This is a genomic window from Ruegeria sp. HKCCA4812 (assembly GCF_013034245.1).
In the GTDB taxonomy this organism is placed as follows: Bacteria; Pseudomonadota; Alphaproteobacteria; order Rhodobacterales; family Rhodobacteraceae; genus Ruegeria.
Map to the genome: position 1 here is coordinate 979,785 of NZ_WQFQ01000001.1, position 19,455 is coordinate 999,239.

The 19,455-nt window shown below is 57.9% G+C and carries 21 protein-coding genes; 11 read left to right on the forward strand and 10 right to left on the reverse strand.

Annotation, left to right across the window (positions count from 1 at the left end; all coding sequences use genetic code 11):
* Positions 1–80 precede the first annotated feature (80 nt).
* Together tgt and GOW04_RS04935 are read right to left on the reverse strand one after the other, a co-directional pair.
* Entirely contained in the window at positions 81–1,211 is a 1,131-nt protein-coding gene (gene tgt, locus GOW04_RS04930) for a tRNA guanosine(34) transglycosylase Tgt (RefSeq protein WP_171231709.1), read from the reverse strand.
* Between the two features lie 63 nt (positions 1,212–1,274).
* On the reverse strand, positions 1,275–2,186 hold the full coding sequence (locus GOW04_RS04935) for a nucleoside hydrolase (protein ID WP_171231710.1): 912 nt from the start codon (positions 2,184–2,186) through the stop codon (positions 1,275–1,277).
* Positions 2,187–2,360: 174 nt separating this feature from the next.
* Between GOW04_RS04935 and GOW04_RS04940 the strand changes: the two genes are divergently transcribed.
* The 3 genes from GOW04_RS04940 to GOW04_RS04950 all read left to right on the forward strand — a co-directional run bounded on the left by GOW04_RS04940 (position 2,361) and on the right by GOW04_RS04950 (position 3,986).
* The gene (locus GOW04_RS04940) at positions 2,361–3,251 is read left to right on the forward strand and encodes an SPFH domain-containing protein (protein ID WP_171168338.1); all 891 of its coding nucleotides are present in this window, start codon (positions 2,361–2,363) and stop codon (positions 3,249–3,251) included.
* Positions 3,251–3,529, forward strand: coding sequence for an NfeD family protein (locus GOW04_RS04945; protein WP_171231711.1), 279 nt, complete (start codon positions 3,251–3,253; stop codon positions 3,527–3,529). The genes GOW04_RS04940 and GOW04_RS04945 overlap by 1 nt, the downstream gene beginning before the upstream one ends.
* Before the next feature lie 94 nt (positions 3,530–3,623).
* Positions 3,624–3,986: an SUF system Fe-S cluster assembly protein gene (locus GOW04_RS04950; protein ID WP_152457849.1), complete on the forward strand. Its 363-nt coding sequence runs from the start codon at positions 3,624–3,626 to the stop codon at positions 3,984–3,986.
* 220 nt (positions 3,987–4,206) lie between these two features.
* Here GOW04_RS04950 and GOW04_RS04955 read toward each other — a convergent pair whose 3' ends face one another.
* The gene (locus GOW04_RS04955; protein WP_152457848.1) at positions 4,207–4,476 is read right to left on the reverse strand and encodes a hypothetical protein; all 270 of its coding nucleotides are present in this window, start codon (positions 4,474–4,476) and stop codon (positions 4,207–4,209) included.
* Positions 4,477–4,765: 289 nt separating this feature from the next.
* On the opposite strand from GOW04_RS04955, the gene GOW04_RS04960 reads away from it, so the two are divergent.
* Together GOW04_RS04960 and tpiA are read left to right on the forward strand one after the other, a co-directional pair.
* Complete coding sequence (locus tag GOW04_RS04960) at positions 4,766–5,131, forward strand: iron-sulfur cluster assembly accessory protein (protein ID WP_152457847.1); 366 nt, start codon at positions 4,766–4,768, stop codon at positions 5,129–5,131.
* A gap of 148 nt (positions 5,132–5,279) precedes the next feature.
* Positions 5,280–6,029 carry a triose-phosphate isomerase gene (tpiA, locus tag GOW04_RS04965; protein ID WP_171232044.1) on the forward strand — a complete coding sequence of 250 codons (750 nt, stop codon included), beginning with the start codon at positions 5,280–5,282 and terminating at the stop codon, positions 6,027–6,029.
* A gap of 495 nt (positions 6,030–6,524) precedes the next feature.
* Here tpiA and GOW04_RS04970 read toward each other — a convergent pair whose 3' ends face one another.
* The 6 genes from GOW04_RS04970 to GOW04_RS04995 all read right to left on the reverse strand — a co-directional run bounded on the left by GOW04_RS04970 (position 6,525) and on the right by GOW04_RS04995 (position 13,529).
* A complete protein-coding gene (locus tag GOW04_RS04970; protein ID WP_171116148.1) occupies positions 6,525–6,836 on the reverse strand; it encodes a multidrug efflux SMR transporter in 312 nt (103 codons plus the stop codon).
* A 154-nt stretch (positions 6,837–6,990) separates the two neighbouring features.
* Positions 6,991–8,367, reverse strand: coding sequence for a TRAP transporter large permease (locus tag GOW04_RS04975; RefSeq protein WP_152457844.1), 1,377 nt, complete (start codon positions 8,365–8,367; stop codon positions 6,991–6,993).
* Entirely contained in the window at positions 8,367–9,044 is a 678-nt protein-coding gene (locus GOW04_RS04980) for a TRAP transporter small permease (protein WP_152457843.1), read from the reverse strand. The genes GOW04_RS04975 and GOW04_RS04980 overlap by 1 nt, the downstream gene beginning before the upstream one ends.
* A 113-nt stretch (positions 9,045–9,157) precedes the next feature.
* Positions 9,158–10,159 carry a DctP family TRAP transporter solute-binding subunit gene (locus tag GOW04_RS04985; protein ID WP_171228666.1) on the reverse strand — a complete coding sequence of 334 codons (1,002 nt, stop codon included), beginning with the start codon at positions 10,157–10,159 and terminating at the stop codon, positions 9,158–9,160.
* A gap of 362 nt (positions 10,160–10,521) precedes the next feature.
* Complete coding sequence (locus GOW04_RS04990) at positions 10,522–11,751, reverse strand: sigma-54 dependent transcriptional regulator (RefSeq protein WP_171231712.1); 1,230 nt, start codon at positions 11,749–11,751, stop codon at positions 10,522–10,524.
* On the reverse strand, positions 11,748–13,529 hold the full coding sequence (locus GOW04_RS04995; protein WP_171231713.1) for an ATP-binding protein: 1,782 nt from the start codon (positions 13,527–13,529) through the stop codon (positions 11,748–11,750). Before GOW04_RS04995 ends, GOW04_RS04990 begins: the two co-directional genes overlap by 4 nt.
* Between GOW04_RS04995 and GOW04_RS05000 the strand changes: the two genes are divergently transcribed.
* Positions 13,528–14,709: a cytochrome P450 gene (locus GOW04_RS05000; protein WP_171231714.1), complete on the forward strand. Its 1,182-nt coding sequence runs from the start codon at positions 13,528–13,530 to the stop codon at positions 14,707–14,709. The genes GOW04_RS04995 and GOW04_RS05000 overlap by 2 nt on opposite strands.
* Positions 14,710–14,836: 127 nt before the next feature.
* On the opposite strand, the gene GOW04_RS05005 is transcribed toward GOW04_RS05000, so the two are convergent.
* Positions 14,837–15,319, reverse strand: a complete 483-nt coding sequence (locus GOW04_RS05005) for an Lrp/AsnC family transcriptional regulator (RefSeq protein ID WP_117869097.1) — start codon at positions 15,317–15,319, stop codon at positions 14,837–14,839.
* Positions 15,320–15,463: 144 nt separating this feature from the next.
* On the opposite strand from GOW04_RS05005, the gene cobA reads away from it, so the two are divergent.
* The 5 genes from cobA to GOW04_RS05030 all read left to right on the forward strand — a co-directional run bounded on the left by cobA (position 15,464) and on the right by GOW04_RS05030 (position 19,439).
* Entirely contained in the window at positions 15,464–16,240 is a 777-nt protein-coding gene (cobA, locus tag GOW04_RS05010) for a uroporphyrinogen-III C-methyltransferase (RefSeq protein ID WP_171231715.1), read from the forward strand.
* Positions 16,240–16,554, forward strand: coding sequence for a DUF2849 domain-containing protein (locus tag GOW04_RS05015; RefSeq protein WP_152457837.1), 315 nt, complete (start codon positions 16,240–16,242; stop codon positions 16,552–16,554). The genes cobA and GOW04_RS05015 overlap by 1 nt, the downstream gene beginning before the upstream one ends.
* A 65-nt stretch (positions 16,555–16,619) precedes the next feature.
* Positions 16,620–18,284 carry a nitrite/sulfite reductase gene (locus tag GOW04_RS05020; protein WP_171231716.1) on the forward strand — a complete coding sequence of 555 codons (1,665 nt, stop codon included), beginning with the start codon at positions 16,620–16,622 and terminating at the stop codon, positions 18,282–18,284.
* Positions 18,274–19,035 (forward strand): phosphoadenylyl-sulfate reductase, encoded by a 762-nt coding sequence (locus tag GOW04_RS05025; RefSeq protein ID WP_171231717.1) that lies wholly within the window; start codon positions 18,274–18,276, stop codon positions 19,033–19,035. Before GOW04_RS05020 ends, GOW04_RS05025 begins: the two co-directional genes overlap by 11 nt.
* The gene (locus tag GOW04_RS05030) at positions 19,032–19,439 is read left to right on the forward strand and encodes a DUF934 domain-containing protein (protein ID WP_171116164.1); all 408 of its coding nucleotides are present in this window, start codon (positions 19,032–19,034) and stop codon (positions 19,437–19,439) included. Before GOW04_RS05025 ends, GOW04_RS05030 begins: the two co-directional genes overlap by 4 nt.
* Positions 19,440–19,455 lie beyond the last annotated feature (16 nt).

A 19,455-nucleotide genomic window follows, 5' to 3' on the forward strand; every position in this document is an offset into this window, starting at 1 on the left:
CGGGTAACAAACAAAACAACTTTGAACAAAGTGGTTTCAGAATACCGGAAAACCCCGCAATTGTCACCTGAACGGACAGGTTACAGGGGCTCGATGTCCCCCTGTGCGCGTTGCGCGTGGAACGCGGCCTGCCACGCTTCGAATGAGCCTTCAGCGATCGCGTCCCGCATGCCCTGCATGATTTCCTGAAAGAAATGCAGGTTGTGCCAGGTCAGCAACATGCCCGAGATCATCTCGTTGGCGCGGAACACATGGTGCAGATAGGCACGTGAATAGTTCGAACAGGCCGGGCACGAACAGTTTTCATCCAGCGGGCGCGGATCGTCCGCATGGCGCGCGTTCTTGATGTTCACCACGCCATAGCGGGTGAACACCTGACCGGTCCGACCTGAACGGGACGGCAAGACGCAATCCATCATGTCGATCCCGCGCGCCACTGCTCCGACTATATCATCCGGCTTGCCAACGCCCATCAGGTAACGCGGCTTGTCCATGGGCAGGAAATCAGGCGCATAATCGAGACAGTCGAACATGGCCTCCTGCCCCTCGCCCACTGCCAGACCGCCAACGGCGTAGCCTTCGAAACCAATCTTCTTCAACGCCTCGGCGCTTTCTTCCCGCAGATCCCGCTCCAGACCGCCCTGCATGATTCCGAACAGAGCATGCCCCGGACGATCCCCGAATGCGTCACGGGACCTCTCGGCCCAACGCATCGACAAACGCATAGACTCGGCGATCCGGTCGCGATTTGCAGGCAATGCAGGGCATTCGTCAAAGCACATCACGATGTCGGAACCCAGAAGGCGCTGAATTTCCATTGATCTTTCTGGCGTCAGCTCGTGCTTCGATCCATCAATATGGGATTTGAAGGTCACACCCTTTTCGGTCAGCTTGCGCAAGCCGGCCAGCGACATGACCTGAAACCCCCCCGAGTCCGTCAGGATCGGTCGGTCCCAGTTCATGAACTTGTGCAACCCGCCCAGGCGATCAATCCGCTCGGCCGTGGGGCGCAGCATCAGGTGATAGGTGTTGCCCAGCAGGATGTCGGCCCCGGTGGCCCGGACGCTTTCCGGCATCATCGCCTTGACCGTCGCGGCGGTACCAACCGGCATGAAGGCAGGTGTCCGCACCTCGCCACGCGGAGTGCTTATAACACCGGTGCGCGCCTTGCCGTCTGTGGCCTTGAGCTTGAAAGAGAATTGCTGGGTCATGTCATCGCCTCGGATCGCCGAACCGGGCAGGATTTGCCCGATCCGATCGGTCTTTGCAACCCGTCAGGGCAAGGATGCAACGCGGTCAGTAAACAGACACACGACACCCGCCCCATCCACATCACGACAAACATGAACTGCGGGACGATCCCGGTCAGGTTGCGTCGCACCTATCCGGTCGCCTTCCGTCACAACACGCAGCCCGGTTTCGACCATGTCGAACATGGCCCCATGCGAACAGGCGATCACGGCGGTAGAATCATGCAGGCCGCACCCTTCCAATCCGCCGATTTCTTTATAGAATTTCAGGTAAAATCGAGAGATATCACGCAGAAAAGATCCCATGCCGGGCGATTTTTGAGCCAGCGCGTCGAAATCCGCGGTCTCGTAAAGTGTTTTCAGGGTAACGTCCAAACCAACCAGCACGGTCTCGGGCGGTGCGGAAAAGACCGCATCTGCGGCAACCGCATCGTGATAGATGTTGGCTTCTGCATGGTCGGTAACGTTGCCCTTGCAGTAGACGGCACCGCCCATGATCACCAAACGGCCGAGGTTACCGGCAAATTCCGGGTCCAATCGCATGGCGTTGGCAATGTTGGTCAGCGGTCCGACCGCACATACCACCAACTCGTTTTTGTGCATCCGGGCCATCTCGGCCAGAAACTCTGCGGCGGGAAGATCATGGTTCCGTCCGATCTCGGGAATCTCGGTCAGATCGCCAAACCCTTCGGGACCATGGACATGGTCCGATGGGACGTGCATGTCAGCCCCCAGAGGGAAAGGCGCACCCTCCGCCACCGGAAGGTCCAGGCCCAGCTTGTCCAGCAGGAAACGGGCATTGCGGCTGGACTGATGAACATGCGCATTGCCGAACACCGTGGTCAGGCCGATCAGGTCAAATTCAGGCGCAGCGGCGGCATAGGCGATCGCCATGGCATCGTCGATGCCGGGGTCTGTATCGATTATCAATTTCATCCCCGCCCGATACCGCAAACAAGCCGGGATGCAAAGCAGTCACAGCAGTTCGGCTCAATGCTGAATTCCCGTAGTGAGGCGTTTGCATCTGCCGGTTTTCCCTCCATACCAGAGTTGAAACGAGCGACTCGATCCCCATATGTATACCATAGTACACAATAAAAAGAGGACAGAATGACCGAAGATCAGATCATCGGACTGCTTTCATCAAACATCATTTACCTGCTGGCCGCCGTGCTGGTGGTCATCGTTATTTTCAAGGGCATCAAGATCGTTCCGCAATCCGAAAAATACGTGGTTGAACGGTTTGGAAGACTGCATTCGGTGCTGGGCCCCGGCATCAATTTCATCGTTCCGTTACTGGACGTTGCCCGCCACAAGATCTCGATCCTTGAACGCCAGTTGCCGAACGCGACACAGGACGCGATCACCAAGGACAACGTGCTGGTGCAAATCGACACCTCTGTCTTCTACCGCATTCTCGAACCGGAAAAGACGGTCTATCGTATCCGCGACGTTGATGGAGCGATTGCCACCACGGTTGCCGGTATCGTTCGTGCCGAGATCGGCAAGATGGATCTGGACGAAGTGCAGTCGAACCGTGCACAGTTGATCACACGCATTCAGGAAAGCGTTGAAACCGCAGTGGATGATTGGGGAATCGAAGTGACCCGGGCCGAGATTCTGGATGTGAATCTGGATCAGGCCACCCGCGATGCCATGCTGCAACAGCTAAACGCAGAACGCGCCCGCCGTGCGCAGGTGACCGAAGCCGAAGGCCAAAAACGCGCCGTCGAACTGCACGCCGATGCCGAGCTGTACGCAGCCGAACAAACCGCCAAGGCGCGACGCATTCAGGCCGAGGCCGAGGCCTACGCGACAGGCGTCGTCGCCAAGGCCATTCAAGACAATGGCATCGAGGCTGCGCAGTATCAGGTTGCACTGAAACAGGTTGAAGCCCTTAATGCACTGGGCAACGGTTCCGGCAAGCAGACTATAGTTGTGCCTGCCAATGCGCTCGAAGCCTTTGGTGACGCGTTCAAAATGCTCAAAGGAGGTAGATGATGGCTGATCCCTTTTGGCTGACCTGGTGGATCTGGCTGGCCGCCGCTCTGGCTCTGGGGATCCTGGAAATCGTTCTGCCCGGATTCATCTTTCTAGGCTTTGCGATCGGGGCCGCGATCACCGGCCTTATCCTCGTCATCCCCGGCCTGACACTGTCATTGCATGTGCTCGCATTGATCTTCGCAGTGTTGTCGTTGATCGCATGGCTGATCCTGCGCAGGCTTTTTGCCTTACCGCATGGTCAGGTCAAAACCTTCACGCATGACATCAATGACTAAGACACAGTGACGCTCACCCGAGCGTCACGCCCCTACTGGACGCTGTTGCTGGTATTCCCTATATAATCACTCAGGCAACTGACCCGAGGCAAAGATGACCCACCCGAGCGAACAGTTTGAAGGCACCCCGTTGATTGCGCCGTCAACGATTGAACACCCGCTGTACGAGGCAGTCGTCGAAGCGTGCCGCACGGTTTACGACCCGGAAATTCCGGTCAACATCTATGACCTGGGCCTGATTTATACGATCGACATTTCTCCGGACAACGCCGTGAAGGTAATCATGACCCTGACGGCACCCGGATGTCCGGTCGCGGGCGACATGCCCGGCTGGATTGTCGAGGCCATAGAGCCTGTTGCGGGCGTCAAGGAAGTCGATGTCGAACTGACCTGGGAACCGCCTTGGGGCATGGAGATGATGTCAGATGAGGCGCGCCTGGAATTGGGCTTTATGTAGCCATCAGGCACTTGCCCCCAGCCGACTGTCACGAAACTTTGGTGTTTTTGTCATCCTATCGTGCAGTCCCTGTCACACTCCTGACGGATAACACCCGAAGGTGGCATTCGCGTATGCGGTGCCTTCGGCTGGGTATGCCATGACCGCCCCCCGCTTCCCAGCTCAAGAATATGGGCCGTTCTTGCCCGAGAACGGTCCTTTTTTGTTCCGACAACGACGATCAATTCTGATTGCAGGTTTCCTTGATCTCTGCCGCTCTGGCGTCCAATTGCTTGACGTAGTCACCTGACAGCATTTGCAGCCTTTTTTGCTCGGTTCCCGTGACCAGCCCCAACAGAGCCCCGGCAGGTGTTATGGCAGCAATGCTTTCCAGTTGTTTGTCTTCCGCATGTTTCTTTTCCGATGCAATTGCGCGCAGATCCCCTTCCGCCGTTGCACAATTCACCGGGTGCCGTTCGGATCCCGTGGCCGCCCAAGCTTCGTCGGACATCGCACACACGCTTACGAAAAAAAGTGCGGGCGCAAGTAAAGCTACTTTAACTTTCGACTCTAAATTATTCATATTTATACCACTTCATGTCATGCCATCTATTCGGGCAGGGTTCCAAAACTTCATAAGACCGATGCTAACCCCGCCTCACGTATCAAAGCAAGTTTGCGGAGCGGCGACGCAGAAACACTAAGCTTTCCAGCGAATTCAATTTCTTTACACGACATTGCCTTGAGCAAACGAGCCTTGGCCCCTAGATTGGGTGTAACGCGCGACAACGGAGACTTACATGTTCGGCATCCCCGGCAAACAGGCTGTGACCATGACGCCCAAAGCCGCAGAGCAGATTACCCGCCTGATGGACTCGGGCGGTCACGCTGGTTTGCGCATCGGCGTCAAAAAAGGCGGCTGTGCAGGCATGGAATACACCATGGAATACGTCGATCAGGCAGATCCCCATGACGAAGTCGTCGAACAGGATGGCGCGCGCATCATGATTGCGCCAATGGCCCAGATGTTTCTGTTTGGAACCGAAATCGATTACGAAGTGTCGTTGTTGGAATCCGGATTCAAATTCAAGAACCCGAACGTCGTCGACGCCTGCGGCTGCGGTGAGTCGATCAAATTTGACGAAAGCATCGGCCAACAAGGCTAAGCCCGCCTCATCACTTTTCATTTGAACGTCCCATGCGGACCGATCTTCGATGTTTCCGTCCGGGATCAGCATGCGAGCAGAATTGTAAGATGATGCCGACAATGCTATCCGCATGCTAAAATCATCGGATGATCAGGGAGATACCGAAATGCGGCAGAAGCTGGCAGCTGGAAACTGGAAAATGAATGGGACCGGCGCTGAGCTGACCGAGTTGAAGGCGCTGTCTCAGATCCACCCGGCGGCATCGGTGGAAATCCTGATTTGCCCACCGGCAACACTGCTCAGCCGCGCATCAATTGCCGTTCAGGGCACTGCCATCTCTGTCGGTGGTCAGGATTGTCATGCCGCAAAATCAGGCGCGCATACCGGAGATATCAGTGCGGATATGCTGGTGGATGCCGGTGCAACATCGGTCATCCTGGGCCATTCCGAGCGCCGCGTGGACCACGGTGAACATGACGAAGATGTGCGGGCCAAGGCGCGCGCAGCAATGGATGCAGGTCTGAAGGCGATCATTTGCGTCGGCGAAAGCCTTGAGCAGCGCGACGCTGCCAATACGCTCGACATAATCGGCGGCCAGATGTCCGGGTCGATCCCGGATCAGTCGACCGGCGAGAACCTGATCGTCGCATATGAACCGATCTGGGCAATTGGCACCGGCAAAGTTCCCACCCTGGAAGAAATCGGGGAAGTTCACGACTTCATGCGCGCCCGGCTGGAGCGCCGCTTTGGCGAAGGCGTGGGCCGTTCCGTCCGCCTGCTTTATGGCGGTTCGGTAAAACCCGACAATGCGGCGGATATATTTTCAGTTTCCAACGTCGATGGCGCACTTGTGGGCGGGGCCAGCCTGAAAGCGTCTGATTTCTCGGGAATCATTCAAGCGCTGGAAGACGCCTAATTCCAGACTTCGTCTCGCAGTTTCTTCGGCCCAAGGGTCGGTTATTCAATAGATCGTCGCTTCAACGCGTTGCGGTCAGGGTTGTTCACTACAACAGGCCCGTCCGCTTTGATCGTACAAAAATCCTGCCTTGCGCACGAAACTCCGTGAGTTGACGAAGATACGCGAGATTCCGAACTGAGCGATGGGAAGCGAACAAAATTACACAGGGTAATGGCGCGATATGTTTTCTGACGCCCCGCCTTGCGCAGGGCATCCAGCTCTTCCAGCACGGTCGGGTTGCCGCCCTGTACAGGCTGATTGCGACCTTGTGAGACAAATCCGCCATCCCGCGCCAGAACTGATCCGATGCGACATCCGCCGTCATCAGATCCGGCCTTCGCTTTTTCAAAAGCACCGCAAAATGCGTCTGTCAAAGCCGGTCAAAATTCCGAGCTCCGCTTCGTGTGTGTGCTGTAAACTGCCGAAGTACTTTGGCTTGGCAAGTCAAGCGCATCAGGCCAGCTTCATCACCACAAGGCCTGTCACGATCAGAACCGCAGCTGCGATCCGCGCAGGTGTCAGGGCTTCGCCAAGAAACAGAATACCGACACTGAACGCCCCCACCGCACCGATCCCAGTCCAGATCGTGTATGCGGTCCCCAACGGCAAGTCCCGCATTGCAAGCGCCAGCAGACCAAATGAACCCAACATCGAAACGCCCATCACGGCCGTCGGCCACAATCGGGTAAAACCGGCCGACTGCTTCATGGCAACCGCCCAGACAATTTCCAAAAGGCCAGCAAACAGAAGAAAGATCCAGGGCATAAGACAACCTCATATCCGTACGGGTCGTCCCGAATGATGTCCCAGAAAGCAGAGGTCGTCCTCTTTGCCTCAGATAAGAACCCATCGCGCGGTTTCAAGACACGAAAAAGCCGGGCAGTTGACACCACCCAGCTTTGTTCAGTTTTCAGGCAGTCTAGTTGGTTATTATTTCCGGCCCCATGAAGGTGTTGGGCAGGAAGGTCGATATCCACGGAATATACGTCACCATGATCAGGAAGACGAACAGCACCGCAAGGAAGGGCAGCGCCGCCTTCACAACGCTCATCATCGGCATACCCGCAACACCCGAAGTCACGAACAGGTTCAGACCGACCGGAGGCGTGATCATCCCGATCTCCATGTTGACCACCATGATGATACCCAGATGGATCGGGTCGATGCCCAGCTCGATAGCGATCGGGAACACCAGGGGCGCCACGATGACCAGCAGGCCAGACGGTTCCATGAACTGACCGCCGATCAGCAGGATCACGTTTACCACGATCAGGAAAGCCACCGGGCCAAGGCCCGCCGACAGCATCGCTTCGGCGATATGCTGCGGCACCTGTTCGTCGGTCAGAACATGCTTGAGGATCAGCGCGTTGGCGATCACGAACAGCAGAGTGACAGTCAACTTGCCAGCCTCGAACAGCGTATGCTTGGTGTCCGGGTGAAAGAAAGCCGTGATCAGCGCATAGGGTTTTTTCAGCAGCGGCAGGTTCTGGGTTCCTTCTTCCGTGCTCAGCGGGCCCATGTCCTTGTACACAAAGCTGGCAATGAAGAACGCGTAGACTGCGGCGACTGCGGCGGCTTCGGTCGGCGTGAAGATGCCACCATAGATACCACCCAGAATGATGACGATCAGGAAAAGACCCCAACCGGCCTCACGGGCCGAGGTAAAGATCTCTCCCCAGCCTTTCCATTCGCCCTTGGGCAGGTTCTTGACCTTGGCCATGACATAGATGGTGATCATCAGCATCAAACCGGCCATCAGACCGGGAATAACACCTGCAAGGAACATGCGCCCAACCGAGACTTCAACAGCGGCGGCATATACGACCATGACGATGGACGGAGGGATCAGAATACCCAGCGTCCCCGCGTTGCAGATCACACCGGCGGCAAATTCCTTGGAATAGCCCACCTGACGCATCCCCGCGATGACGATCGAGCCAATGGCGACCACGGTCGCCGGAGACGACCCGGACAGGGCTGCGAACAGCATGCAGGCAAAGACGCCCGCAATTGCCAGCCCGCCGGGCAAATGCCCGACACAGGCGATCGAGAACCGGATGATCCGTCGTGCGACACCACCTGTAGTCATGAAGGACGACGCCAGGATGAAGAACGGGATCGCCAGCAGGGTAAAATGCCCTTCAAAAGCCTCGAACAACGTGCCCGCGACAGAAGCGAGTGAACTGTCTGAGTAGATCAGCAGAAACAGGGTCGAGCTGAGGCCAAGCGCAACCGCAATCGGCACACCGATCAGCAGCAGGCCGACGACCATCGAGAAAAGAAGTACGACGTCCATTAGTTGTGCTCTCCTTGCTGAGCGCGGACTTCTTCGATCTCGTCCTCGACTTCATGGCTGGCGACAAGGCGATCCGTTTCGCCACGCCATATCTGAACGGCAACCTGGGCGAACCGGATCACCAGCAGCAGCATCGATACCGGCAGCACCAGATAAGGCACCACTTTGGGAAGCTTCTCGTACCCTTCGCCATAGTTGATCAGGTCTTCCAGAAACCGCAGCGGAGCGACCATCGGGATATCGTCCACCTCATAGAAGCTCTGGCTGCGGGCGTCGAAGTTGAACCCGGTCGGGAACCAGCGTCCGGATGTCGGCGGCAGATCCGCGAAAACCGCCCAATAGTCATAGGCGCCCTTCAGCAGCAGCAACGAAAACACCAGACAGCACCCCACAGCGATGAGCGCTAGAATGCGACGCGGCGCTGGGGCCAGCATGTTCAGGATCGCATCAACACCCAGATGAGAATGTTTCTTGACCGCGTAAGAGGCGCCAAGCAGCACCAGCCAGCCAAAAGTGAACACCGTCAGTTCAAGCGCCCACAGGATATTGGAATTGAAAACAAACCGCGCGATCACGTTGGCAAATGTCACGACCGTCATCAGGCCCAACAGACACGCGATCAGGGTTTCTTCGATATGGTCGACCAGCCCGCCTTGGCCGGAATTCGCACCAGACATCTTTCTGTCCCCGCATTTTTTGTGATGAGAGAGTGTTGGGCGGGCTTGTTCAGCCCGCCCGGCCAGCGCGTCGAATACTCCCCAGTCCCCGGACGCGCTGCCTTTGGCCAGATTCAGAAGCCGGCGTTGATGGCCTGAGCCGCGTCGATCTTGTCCTGACCCACGTCACCTGCGAACTGGTCCCAAACGGGCTTCATCGCATCAACCCAGGCCTGACGCTGTTCCGGGGTCAACTCGCGGATGACACCGCCTGCTTCAACGATCGAGGCTTTGGCTGCTTCGTTCACGGCAAAGGCTTCTTTGTTCCGTGTTTCCGTGACTTCAGCCAGAATGGTCAGGAACTGGTCTCGTACGTCCGGATCCAAGCTGTCCAGCCAGTCCACAGAGGTTACGACCAGATAGTCGATGATGCCGTGGTTGGTCTCGGTGATACCGTCCTGCACCTCGAAGAACTTCTTGCCATAGATGTTCGACCAGGTGTTTTCCTGACCATCCACAACCCCCTGTTGCAGTGCGCCGTAAACTTCCGAGAACGCCATTTTCTGCGGGCTGCCACCAATGGCCTCCATCTGTGCCACCAGAACGTCCGAAGACTGCACGCGGAATTTCAGACCGTTTGCATCCGACGGATCGACCAGCGGCTTGTTGGCCGACATCTGCTTCATGCCGTTGTGCCAGAAGGCCAGACCCTGAAGGCCACGGCGCTGCATGCTGTCCTTCATCGCCTGACCATCGGCCGAAGCCTGGAATGCATCCACAGCGTCAATGTTCTTGAACATAAACGGCAGGTCAAACAGGCGGAACTGCTTGGTGAACTTCTCGAACTTCGACAGTGACGGCGCGGCCAGCTGAACGTCGCCCTGCAACATCGCCTCCAGCACCTTGTCGTCGTTGTACAGGGTCGAGTTCGGATAGACCTCCATGCACATCACGCCGTTCATCTCATCATTGACGCGCTGTTCCAGCAGCGATGCGGCGATGCCCTTGGGGTGTTTGTCAGTGTTGGTCACATGCGCGAACTTGACGACGATTTCACCATCGTCACAGGCTGCCATGCCTGCGGTGGCTGTGACTGTCAGCGCCAGAGCGGTTGCGGCCGTTGTCAGGAATTTCATCTGTCTTTTCCTCCCAGACTTCCTTGAAACTGTCCTTCGACACCAATTCGGTATCAGATGAAGCGAAGTGAAACGAATCGGCACGATCCACTCAACGATTTGTTTTTTGCCCTTCGATTTTCTATTTAGTTATTTTATTTCATAAGGTTATAAAGCATTTTGCGATGGATGCTCGTCCCGTTAGAAACCCCGAGTGCGAAATTCCGCACAGCAATCTTCCAGTTTGTGCGGAAATCCGCACACGCCGCGAATCAAAACCCCCGAATCAACTGGCGCGAAACCGCAGCCCGCGACAGCGGGCTGCCCGGCCCAACAGCTTTAGACGCATGTTAATGCGGAAAAAGGTGGCGGGAGCCCGCCCGTTACCGCCGGTAATCCTCGGCCCGAATCTGGTACCGCGCCAGCTTGTCGTAAAATGTCTTGCGCGGCAGTTTCAACGCCTTCGCCGCATCTGATGCCTTGCCGTTGTGACGACCCAGCGCCGCGATGAGCAGCGACCGCTCCACCCGCGCCATCTGTTCGCTGAGCCCCAGATCAGTTGCCTGCGCGACTTCTTCCGGCATTCCCAGCACGAAGCGCATCGCGGCTGACATCAGGGATCGCGCATTCCCCGGCCAGTCGCTGGCCATGAGCGACGCCAGATGCTCGGACGAGATTTCCGGCGCCACGATCCCCGCCTGTTCCGCGGCCTGTGCTACGTAATGGCGGAAAATCACCGGAATGTCGTCGGGGCGTTCTGCCAGCGATGGAATGCGCACCCGCATGACATCCAGCCTGTAAAACAGGTCTGCATTGAACCGGCCTTCGGAACTCAGCGCCGACAGATCAGCAGTCGTTCCCGCAATGATACGCCCGCCCGGTCCATGCTCGATGATCTCCAACGCCGCAAATTGCGTGGCATGGGGCATGGCCGAGACTTCGTCCAGAAACAATGACCCACCTGCCGCATCTTCACAGCACTTGGCCAAGTCGTCGGGGCTAAGGCTTGAGGCCGTGCGTTTGACAAATGGTCCCTGCCCTGCTGGCGACATCAGATGCACGACCTCGGCGACCTTCGAGATGCCGCTGCCCGGCGGTCCCGTCACAAGAACTTCGGCACCTGTTGGCGCAACGGTCCGAACCCGTTCGCGCAGGGCCTCGGCCTGCGGCGACAGTCCGAACAGCAAACGCGCGGCGGGGTCTCCTCGTTCCAGCTCGGATTTCGCCGCTCTTTGCTCCAACACCTGCGAACGGGCTGCAAAGGCGCGTTCAAGCACCTCCAGAAGATCGGACGCGGCGCACGGCTTTTCCAGAAAATCGAACGCACCCTTTCCCATGGCGTCGACGGCCATGGGAATATCGCCCTCACCCGTCAGAAGAACCACGGGAAGATCCGGATCGACCTCTCGGGCATACGACAAAAGGTGGAACCCGTCCCGCCCCGGCATGCGGATATCCGAGATGATGACACCGGGAAACTCGCGGCTGATGTGATCCTTGGCCGCCACAAAGGATCCAGCGGTCGTTGGCTGATAGTCCGCCAATTCTAGAGTTTGAGACAGGGCCTCGCGTACGGCGGCATCATCATCGACCAACAAAACCCTGCGCATCATGCGGCCTCTTCCTTGTCGCAGGGTTCCAGTTCGACGGTAAACATAGCCCCATCCGCCGTGTTCGCGCCCCGTATATCCCCACCAAAGCTTTGAACCAGCCCGTAGGAAATGGAAAGCCCCAGCCCCAAACCTTCTGACGATCCAACGCTTTTCGTGGAATAGAAGGGCTCGAACATCCGGTCGGGGTCTTCAATGCCCGGGCCAGTATCCTGCAAGGAAACGCTCAATCGTGCGCCTTTTCGCAGCGTTATCGTAATAATCCGTTTTGGTCGCCCCAGCATTGCATCCGCCGCATTGTTGATCAGATTCACGAACACCTGCACCAAACGTACTTCACCCCCCCAAACATACACAGCGCCATTCGGGGGGGTCCAGTTCAGGGTTACATCGTCGTCTCGCAGGCGGGCCTCGGTCAGTTCAACAGCGGTGTTGAGAACCTGAATCAGGTCAACCCGCCCCATCGGTTCGCTTTCGTTGCGAGCAAAGGCGCGAAGGTTCTTGATGATCCGCGCCATCCGCGCCGCCATTTCCGAGATCCGGCCCAGATTCTCGGCAGCCATTTCAGGTTTTCCCCGCGTCATGAACGCTGAACCGTTATCCGCGAATTGTCGTATGGCCATAAGCGGCTGGTTCAGTTCGTGGCTGATGCCCGCCGACATTTGCCCCAAAGCGCTGAGCTTTCCCGCCTGCACCAGGTCTGCCTGGGCCCGCCGCAGCGCCGCCTCGGCTTCTTCCCGTTCCGCCACTTCCTTGCGCAAACTGGCATTTGCCACTGTCAGGTCATGGGTACGTTTGGCCACACGGCTTTCCAGAACGGCATTTGCTTCTGCCAATGCCCGCCGCCGCTCCATGGCAAGAAAGAGCATGGCCCCAAAGGCCAGACAGATCGCCGCGACGGCCGCCGCCTGAAGCCTGGCAAGCTGAAGGGCTGGCGCCACATCCACCAGAACCTCGGCCGTCATGTCGATCACCGGCAAATCAAGGGTCAGATGCAGCGCATCGCGCGGCAGGTAACGCCCCCAGTTCAAATGCCACAACTCGTGCCTGCCGACCTGTTTCGAAGAAAAATCGACGGCCGCACCATCTGGCGGCGTCAATCCCGCCTCACCGTCCGCCCGGCGCCAGAACAGCAGGTCGGATCTGTTGGAAATGAAAACGACACCATCTGAATCGACAAAGAAAACCGCCTCGGTACTGCCACGCCACGTTTGTTCAACGTCCTGAACATCAGCAACGACCATCAACGCGCCTTCGATCTGGCCAGACGGGCCAAAAGTGGGGGCGGCATAGGAATAGATCCGGTCTTCGCCCGAAGGTACAACCTCATGCGCACTGCCCAAGGCGCCCTGCATCGCACGGCGGAAAGCCGGATGATGGGCCATGTTGCGCTGGGACACAGGCTGCGCCGATACCAGCACCTGCCCGTTCGTATCCAGGTACATCATGTTTACGGCGGCCGTTTTGTCAGCGACGTCCAGCAGCGTTGCCTGGGCTTGGCGAATACCGGCCTGCGTATCCAGTTCATGCAAAACGGGGTGAGTTGCCATCAGCACGGCAAGTTCCTGATACACTTGCATCTGCGTGCTCAGCCGGTCAGCCGCCAGCTCAAGATCTGCCTCTGCCTTCTCGCTCAGCTGAGACAGGGCCTGTCGATAGCCATAAGACCAGACAAACCCCGACAATAGCCCAACGGCGAGCAAAAAACCGGAAATGAACCAAACCCTGTGCATAGACAGGGTCTTGCATTCAATGCGCCGCATGGCAAGTGTGCGGCGCATGAAGTCTTTTTCGCAATCACCGACAGACCCGGGTTTCGTCCAAAACCCCTACCCGTTCTACGACAAGGCGCGAGGCTCAGGCGATCTGTTCTATTGGCAGGACTATGGTGTGGTCGCCGCGGTTTCAAACCGCGCAGTTCGCACCCTATTTCGGGACCGCAGATTTGGCCGCGAGGTACCGCCCGAACTGGCAGAGCAAGGTCCCGCCCATCTGGCGCCCTGGCTGGCCATCGAGGCCCATTCACTGCTTGAGGCAGAACCGCCAAGGCACACACGCCTTCGGTCATTGGTGATGCGCGCCTTCACGCCACGGGCGATTTCTGCGCTGCAACCTTCCATCGAAGATCTGTGCCACGGCCTGATCAAGGAATTCCCTCGGAACACGTTCGACCTGTTGGAAGCCTATTGCACTCAGGTTCCGGTGGTCACGATCTGCCGGCTTCTGGGCGTCCCCGAAGCCATGGCGCCCGATCTGCTACGGTGGTCTCACGATATGGTTGCCATGTATCAGGCCAATCGCACGCAGGACACCGAAGACACGGCCGCCAAATCATCTCGGGAGTTCACCGAATTCCTGAAGGAATACATAGAGCTGCGGCGCAATGATCCACGGGACGACCTGATAACCCGGTTGATAAGCGCCGAGGAAGAAGGCCAGAAACTGTCACTGGACGAGCTGGTTGCCACCTGCATCCTGCTGCTCAACGCAGGCCATGAGGCCACCGTGCATTCACTGGGGAACGGGGTGAAAACCCTGTTGCAGACCCGTACCGCCCCCGACGCCCTGGCACCGGATGGACTCGACGCAACCATCGAAGAGATCCTGCGCTTTGACCCGCCTCTGCACATGTTCACACGTTACGCGTATCAGGACGTGGACCTGTTCGGCCATTCATTCAAACGTGGCGATCAAGTGGCACTGTTGCTTGGCGCGGCCAACCGCGACCCCGCTGTCTGGGCGGAACCGAACACGTTTCAGCCGAGCCGTCCGATTGAAGTCAACACAAGCTTTGGGGGAGGAATTCATTTCTGCGTCGGCGCACCTCTGGCGCGTCTTGAAATGCGGATTGCTTTGCCGATCCTGTTCGAAAGCTGTCCAAACCTGAAACTGGCTGCGCCGCCGCTTAACTCGGACAGCTATCACTTTCACGGGCTGAATCAGCTGCTGGTCAGACGTTAGCCATCACCTTTCGCATTTCTACACGACGCTTCCGGCGATTTTGCTTCCGGCCGGATGAAAACACCCATCAGTTCATCTGGCTCAAAGCCCCATGAAAGACACAGGCAGAAGGGTATGGCCGTGGGTTCTAAGCCCCCTCTGCCAACGCATTCAGCGGCAGCATCGTCGTGGACTTGATCTCTTCCATGGACAACAACGCCGTGACATTGTGCACACGCACCTCCGAGATGAGCGACTGATAGAACTGATCATAGGCACGTGCGTTCTTGACCCGGACTTTCAGGATATAGTCGATATCACCCGCCAACCGGTGCGCCTCTTGCACTTCGGGGTGATCCTTCAATGCTTTCAGGAATTTACGTTGCCAGTCCGCCTCATGTTCCGAGGTGCGGATCAAAACAAAAAAGGTGGCTTCGAACCCAAGTGCCTCGGCATCCAGCAGCACCGTTTGCTGGCCGATGATTCCCGCCCCCTTGAGCTTGCGAATGCGATTCCAGACAGGCGTCTTTGAACTGCCGACCCGAGCCGCAATTTCGTCCAATGATTGGCCCGCGTCCCGTTGCAGCTCGGCCAGAATTTTTCGATCCGTGTCATCTATCCGCACCGACATTCCAATTTTCCTTCTGTTTCGACACCCCTGTTCCGGTTTTCCCGAAAATCGGAACATTTGTCCTTATTTCAGCGGCGATATGGCGCTTTGGTGGGAATATTTCCTATATTGAGGGTCAAGTCAAACAATGTCCGAGACGATCCGATGCAGGATTTTCACACAACCAAGCGCAAAGGTCATGTCGACTTTGTCGGCGCCGGGCCCGGTGACCCCGAATTGCTGACGCTCAAGGCGTTGGCCGCATTCGAGCGCGCGGATGTGGTGCTGCATGATCGCCTGATCAGCAAGCCTGTGCTGGACATTGCCGCCCAGAGCGCCGCTTTGGTCGATGTCGGCAAGGCCGGGTTCGGCCCCTCGTGGAAGCAAAGCGATATCGACGCGCTTCTGGTTGAACACGCCCTGAATGGCAACCGTGTGGTGCGCCTGAAGTCGGGGGATCCCACGGTTTTTGGTCGTCTGGACGAAGAAATCGAAGCCGTCGATGCGGCCGGCATATCCTGGCAGATCATTCCCGGCATCACGGCGGCCTCTGCCGCAGTGGCTGGCATCGGTCAAAGCCTGACCCGCCGTGGACGCAACTCATCGGTGCGTTTTTTGACCGGGCACGACATGCAAGGATTCGCGGATCACGATTGGAACGCTCTGGCTCAGGCCGGTTCCGTGGCGGCAATCTACATGGGCAAGAAATCCGCTCGGTTCATTCAGGGCCGTCTGATCATGCACGGCGCCGATCGCACCACCCCCATTACCCTGGTCGAGAATGCCTCGCGTCCCGACCAACGGATTTTGGCCACCACCTTGGACCAGTTGCCCACCGATCTGGCCGCCGCCGAAATGGATGGACCGGCCCTGACCTTCTATGGCCTTGCCCCGCGCGAAGCGGCGCAGGCTGTAACCGAATTCAACAAGGAGCTTGCCTGATGGCCCGCGCTTTTACCCCCAAAGTCGTCACTGCAAATGACTTGCTCGAAGGTGACGTGATTTATCTGACGGAAGATGACCGCTGGTCTCGTGACCTGAGCGAAGCAGAACTGATCACCGACGAGGCGCATGCGCAGGTTCGCCTGCTGGATGCCGCGCGTCAGGCAAACAAAATCGTGGGCGCTTATCTGGCCGATGCCGTCGCTGGCGAAAACGGCCCCGAGCCCACCCATTTCCGGGAAGACTTCCGCCGCACTGGTCCGTCCAACTATGCCCACGGCAAACAGGAAACTTCCCCGCAGCCCCGGGCCTGACCTCTGGCCCTTCTCTCTCCCCTTCAAGGCCCCAGGTTCGGGGCTGCAACCAAGGACAGCTAGACATGTATCGCTACTCCGAGTTTGACAAAGATTTTCTGGCAGAGCGTAACGCGCAGTTCCGCGCTCAGGTCGAGCGCCGCATCGACGGTTCGCTGACCGAAGATGAATTCAAGCCTCTGCGCCTGATGAACGGCCTGTATCTGCAATTGCACGCATACATGCTGCGAGTCGCCATTCCCTACGGCACGCTGAACAGCGCGCAAATGCGTCAACTGGCCCTGCTGGCTGAAAAGTGGGACAAAGGTTATGGTCATTTCACCACCCGTCAGAACATCCAGTACAACTGGCCGAAACTGAAAGATGTGCCAGACATGCTGGACGCGCTGGCCGAGGTCGGCATGCACGCCATCCAGACCTCGGGCAACACCATCCGCAACGTGACCGCCGACCATTTCGCCGGTGCCGCCGCGGATGAGGTCGCCGACCCGCGCCCCTATGCCGAACTGCTGCGCCAGTGGTCGACCGACCACCCGGAATTCCAGTTCATGCCGCGCAAGTTCAAGATCGCGATCACCGGTTCGGAAAACGACCGCGCCGTGATCAAAGCGCATGACATCGGCCTGCAACTGGTCGAACGTGACGGCGTTCTGGGTGCCCGCGTTATCGTGGGTGGTGGTCTTGGCCGCACCCCGATGATCGGTAAGGAACTGTCCGAATTCGTCGCTTTCGATGATCTGCTGGCCTATCTGGAAGCCACCGTGTCGGTCTGGAACCAGATCGGTCGCCGCGACAACAAATACAAGGCGCGCATCAAGATCACCGTGCATGAACACGGCATCGAGGCCATCCGCGCCAAGGTGAATGAACGTTTCTTGCAGGTTCGCCCACAGTTCAAGGGCGCCGACATGGCGCTGCTGGATGAGATCAAGGGCCATTTTGCGCCTCCGGCCTTCCGCGAAGGTTCGGTTGCGTCGTTTGAAAGTGCCTATTCCAACGATCCGGTTTTCCGATCGTGGGTCGATACCAACATCGCGCCGCACAAGAACGCGGACCACGCGATCGTTACGATCTCGATCAAGAAACACGGCCAGACGCCGGGTGATGCGACCGCCGAGCAGATGCGCGTGATGGCCGATCTGGCCGAAGAATTCGCCTATGATGAGCTGCGTATCAGCCACGAGCAGAACGTGATCCTGCCGCATGTCCACAAATCGGACCTGCCCGCGATTCACGCCAAGCTGAAACAGCACGAACTGGCCACCGCCAATATCGGCCTGATCAGCGATATCATCGCCTGCCCCGGCATGGATTACTGCGCGCTGGCGACGGCCCGCTCGATCCCGGTTGCTCAGGAAATCGCGACCCGCTTTGAAGAGTTGAAGCTGGAGCATGACATCGGGCACCTGAAGATCAAGATCTCGGGCTGCATCAACGCCTGCGGCCACCACCATGTGGGCCATATCGGCATCCTGGGCCTGGATCGTGCAGGCGTCGAAAACTACCAGATCACACTGGGTGGCGACGCCACTGAGACGGCAACGATCGGCGACCGCACCGGTCCGGGTTTTGCCTATGACGAGATCGTGCCGGCCGTGGAACGCATCGTCGACACCTACCTGGATCTGCGCGAGAGTGCTGAAGAAACCTTTCTTATGACCTATCGCCGCGTCGGCATGGAGCCATTCAAGGCCGCTCTCTACCCCGAGGCTCGGGCGAATGCCGCTTGATCTGATCCAAACGGAACTGGGCAAAGACCGCAGCGACCTGACCGAGAAGGTCAACGCATTGAATGCCCGGTTCCGTCACCACAGCGCCCATGACGTGATGCATGGCGCCCTTGAAGAGATCGATGCGCTTGCTCTGGTCTCAAGCTTTGGTGCGGAATCGGTGGTGCTGCTGCACATGGCTGCGGTGATCGACAAGATGACGCCGGTGTTGTTCGTGGATACCCAATTGCTGTTCACCGAAACGCTGGAATACCAGCAGGAAGTCAGCGAGCGTCTGGGGCTCAGGAACATCCGGATCATCCGGGCGGATGAAGAAGAACTGCAACGCGAAGACCCCTATGGCGCGCTGCGACTGCGGGATACGGATGCATGCTGCAACCTGCGCAAGACCTTTCCCTTGCAGCAAGCCCTGACCGGGTATTGCGGTTGGATTACCGGTCGGAAACGGTTCCAGTCCGGCACGCGCGCCGCGCTCGAGTTTTTCGAGGTCGAGGACGGCACGGGCCGGATCAAGGTCAATCCGCTGGCACATTGGGCCCCGGACGATGTGCGCGCCTATATGGAAGAAAACAACCTGCCCCGGCATCCGCTGGTGGCCAAAGGATACCCTTCGATCGGCTGTGCGCCCTGCACTTCGCCGGTGAAGGAAGGCGAAGACCCCCGCGCCGGCCGCTGGCGCGATCAGAACAAGGAAGAATGCGGCATTCATTTTGTCGATGGCAAGATGGTGCGCATCGGAGAGAAAACATGAACGTAATCGTAACGGATGAGGGCTTTTCGCCCGATGACTGGACCGACGGCTTTGTCACTCTGGATGATGCCGCAAATGACGTGGTTGCGCTGGACGTCAGCTCGGACACGGACCCGGATGAGCTTTTTGACCGCTTGGGCAGTGCCAAGCTGGTCCGGGTGGATTTTCCATCCTTTGCCGACGGTCGCGGCTTTACCATCGCCCGCACCCTGCGCCTTAAGGGCTATACGGGACGCTTGCGCGCCAAGGGTCATGTTCTGGCAGACCAGTATGCCATGGCACGTCGCTGCGGCTTTGACGAAGTTGAGATTGACGGAGACCTGGCAGATCGCCAGCCCGAAGATCAGTGGCTTTCCCGGGCCAACTGGAAAGAGAACAACTATCAGGCGCGTTTGCGCGGTTAAAAGCCGCCCATCGCCA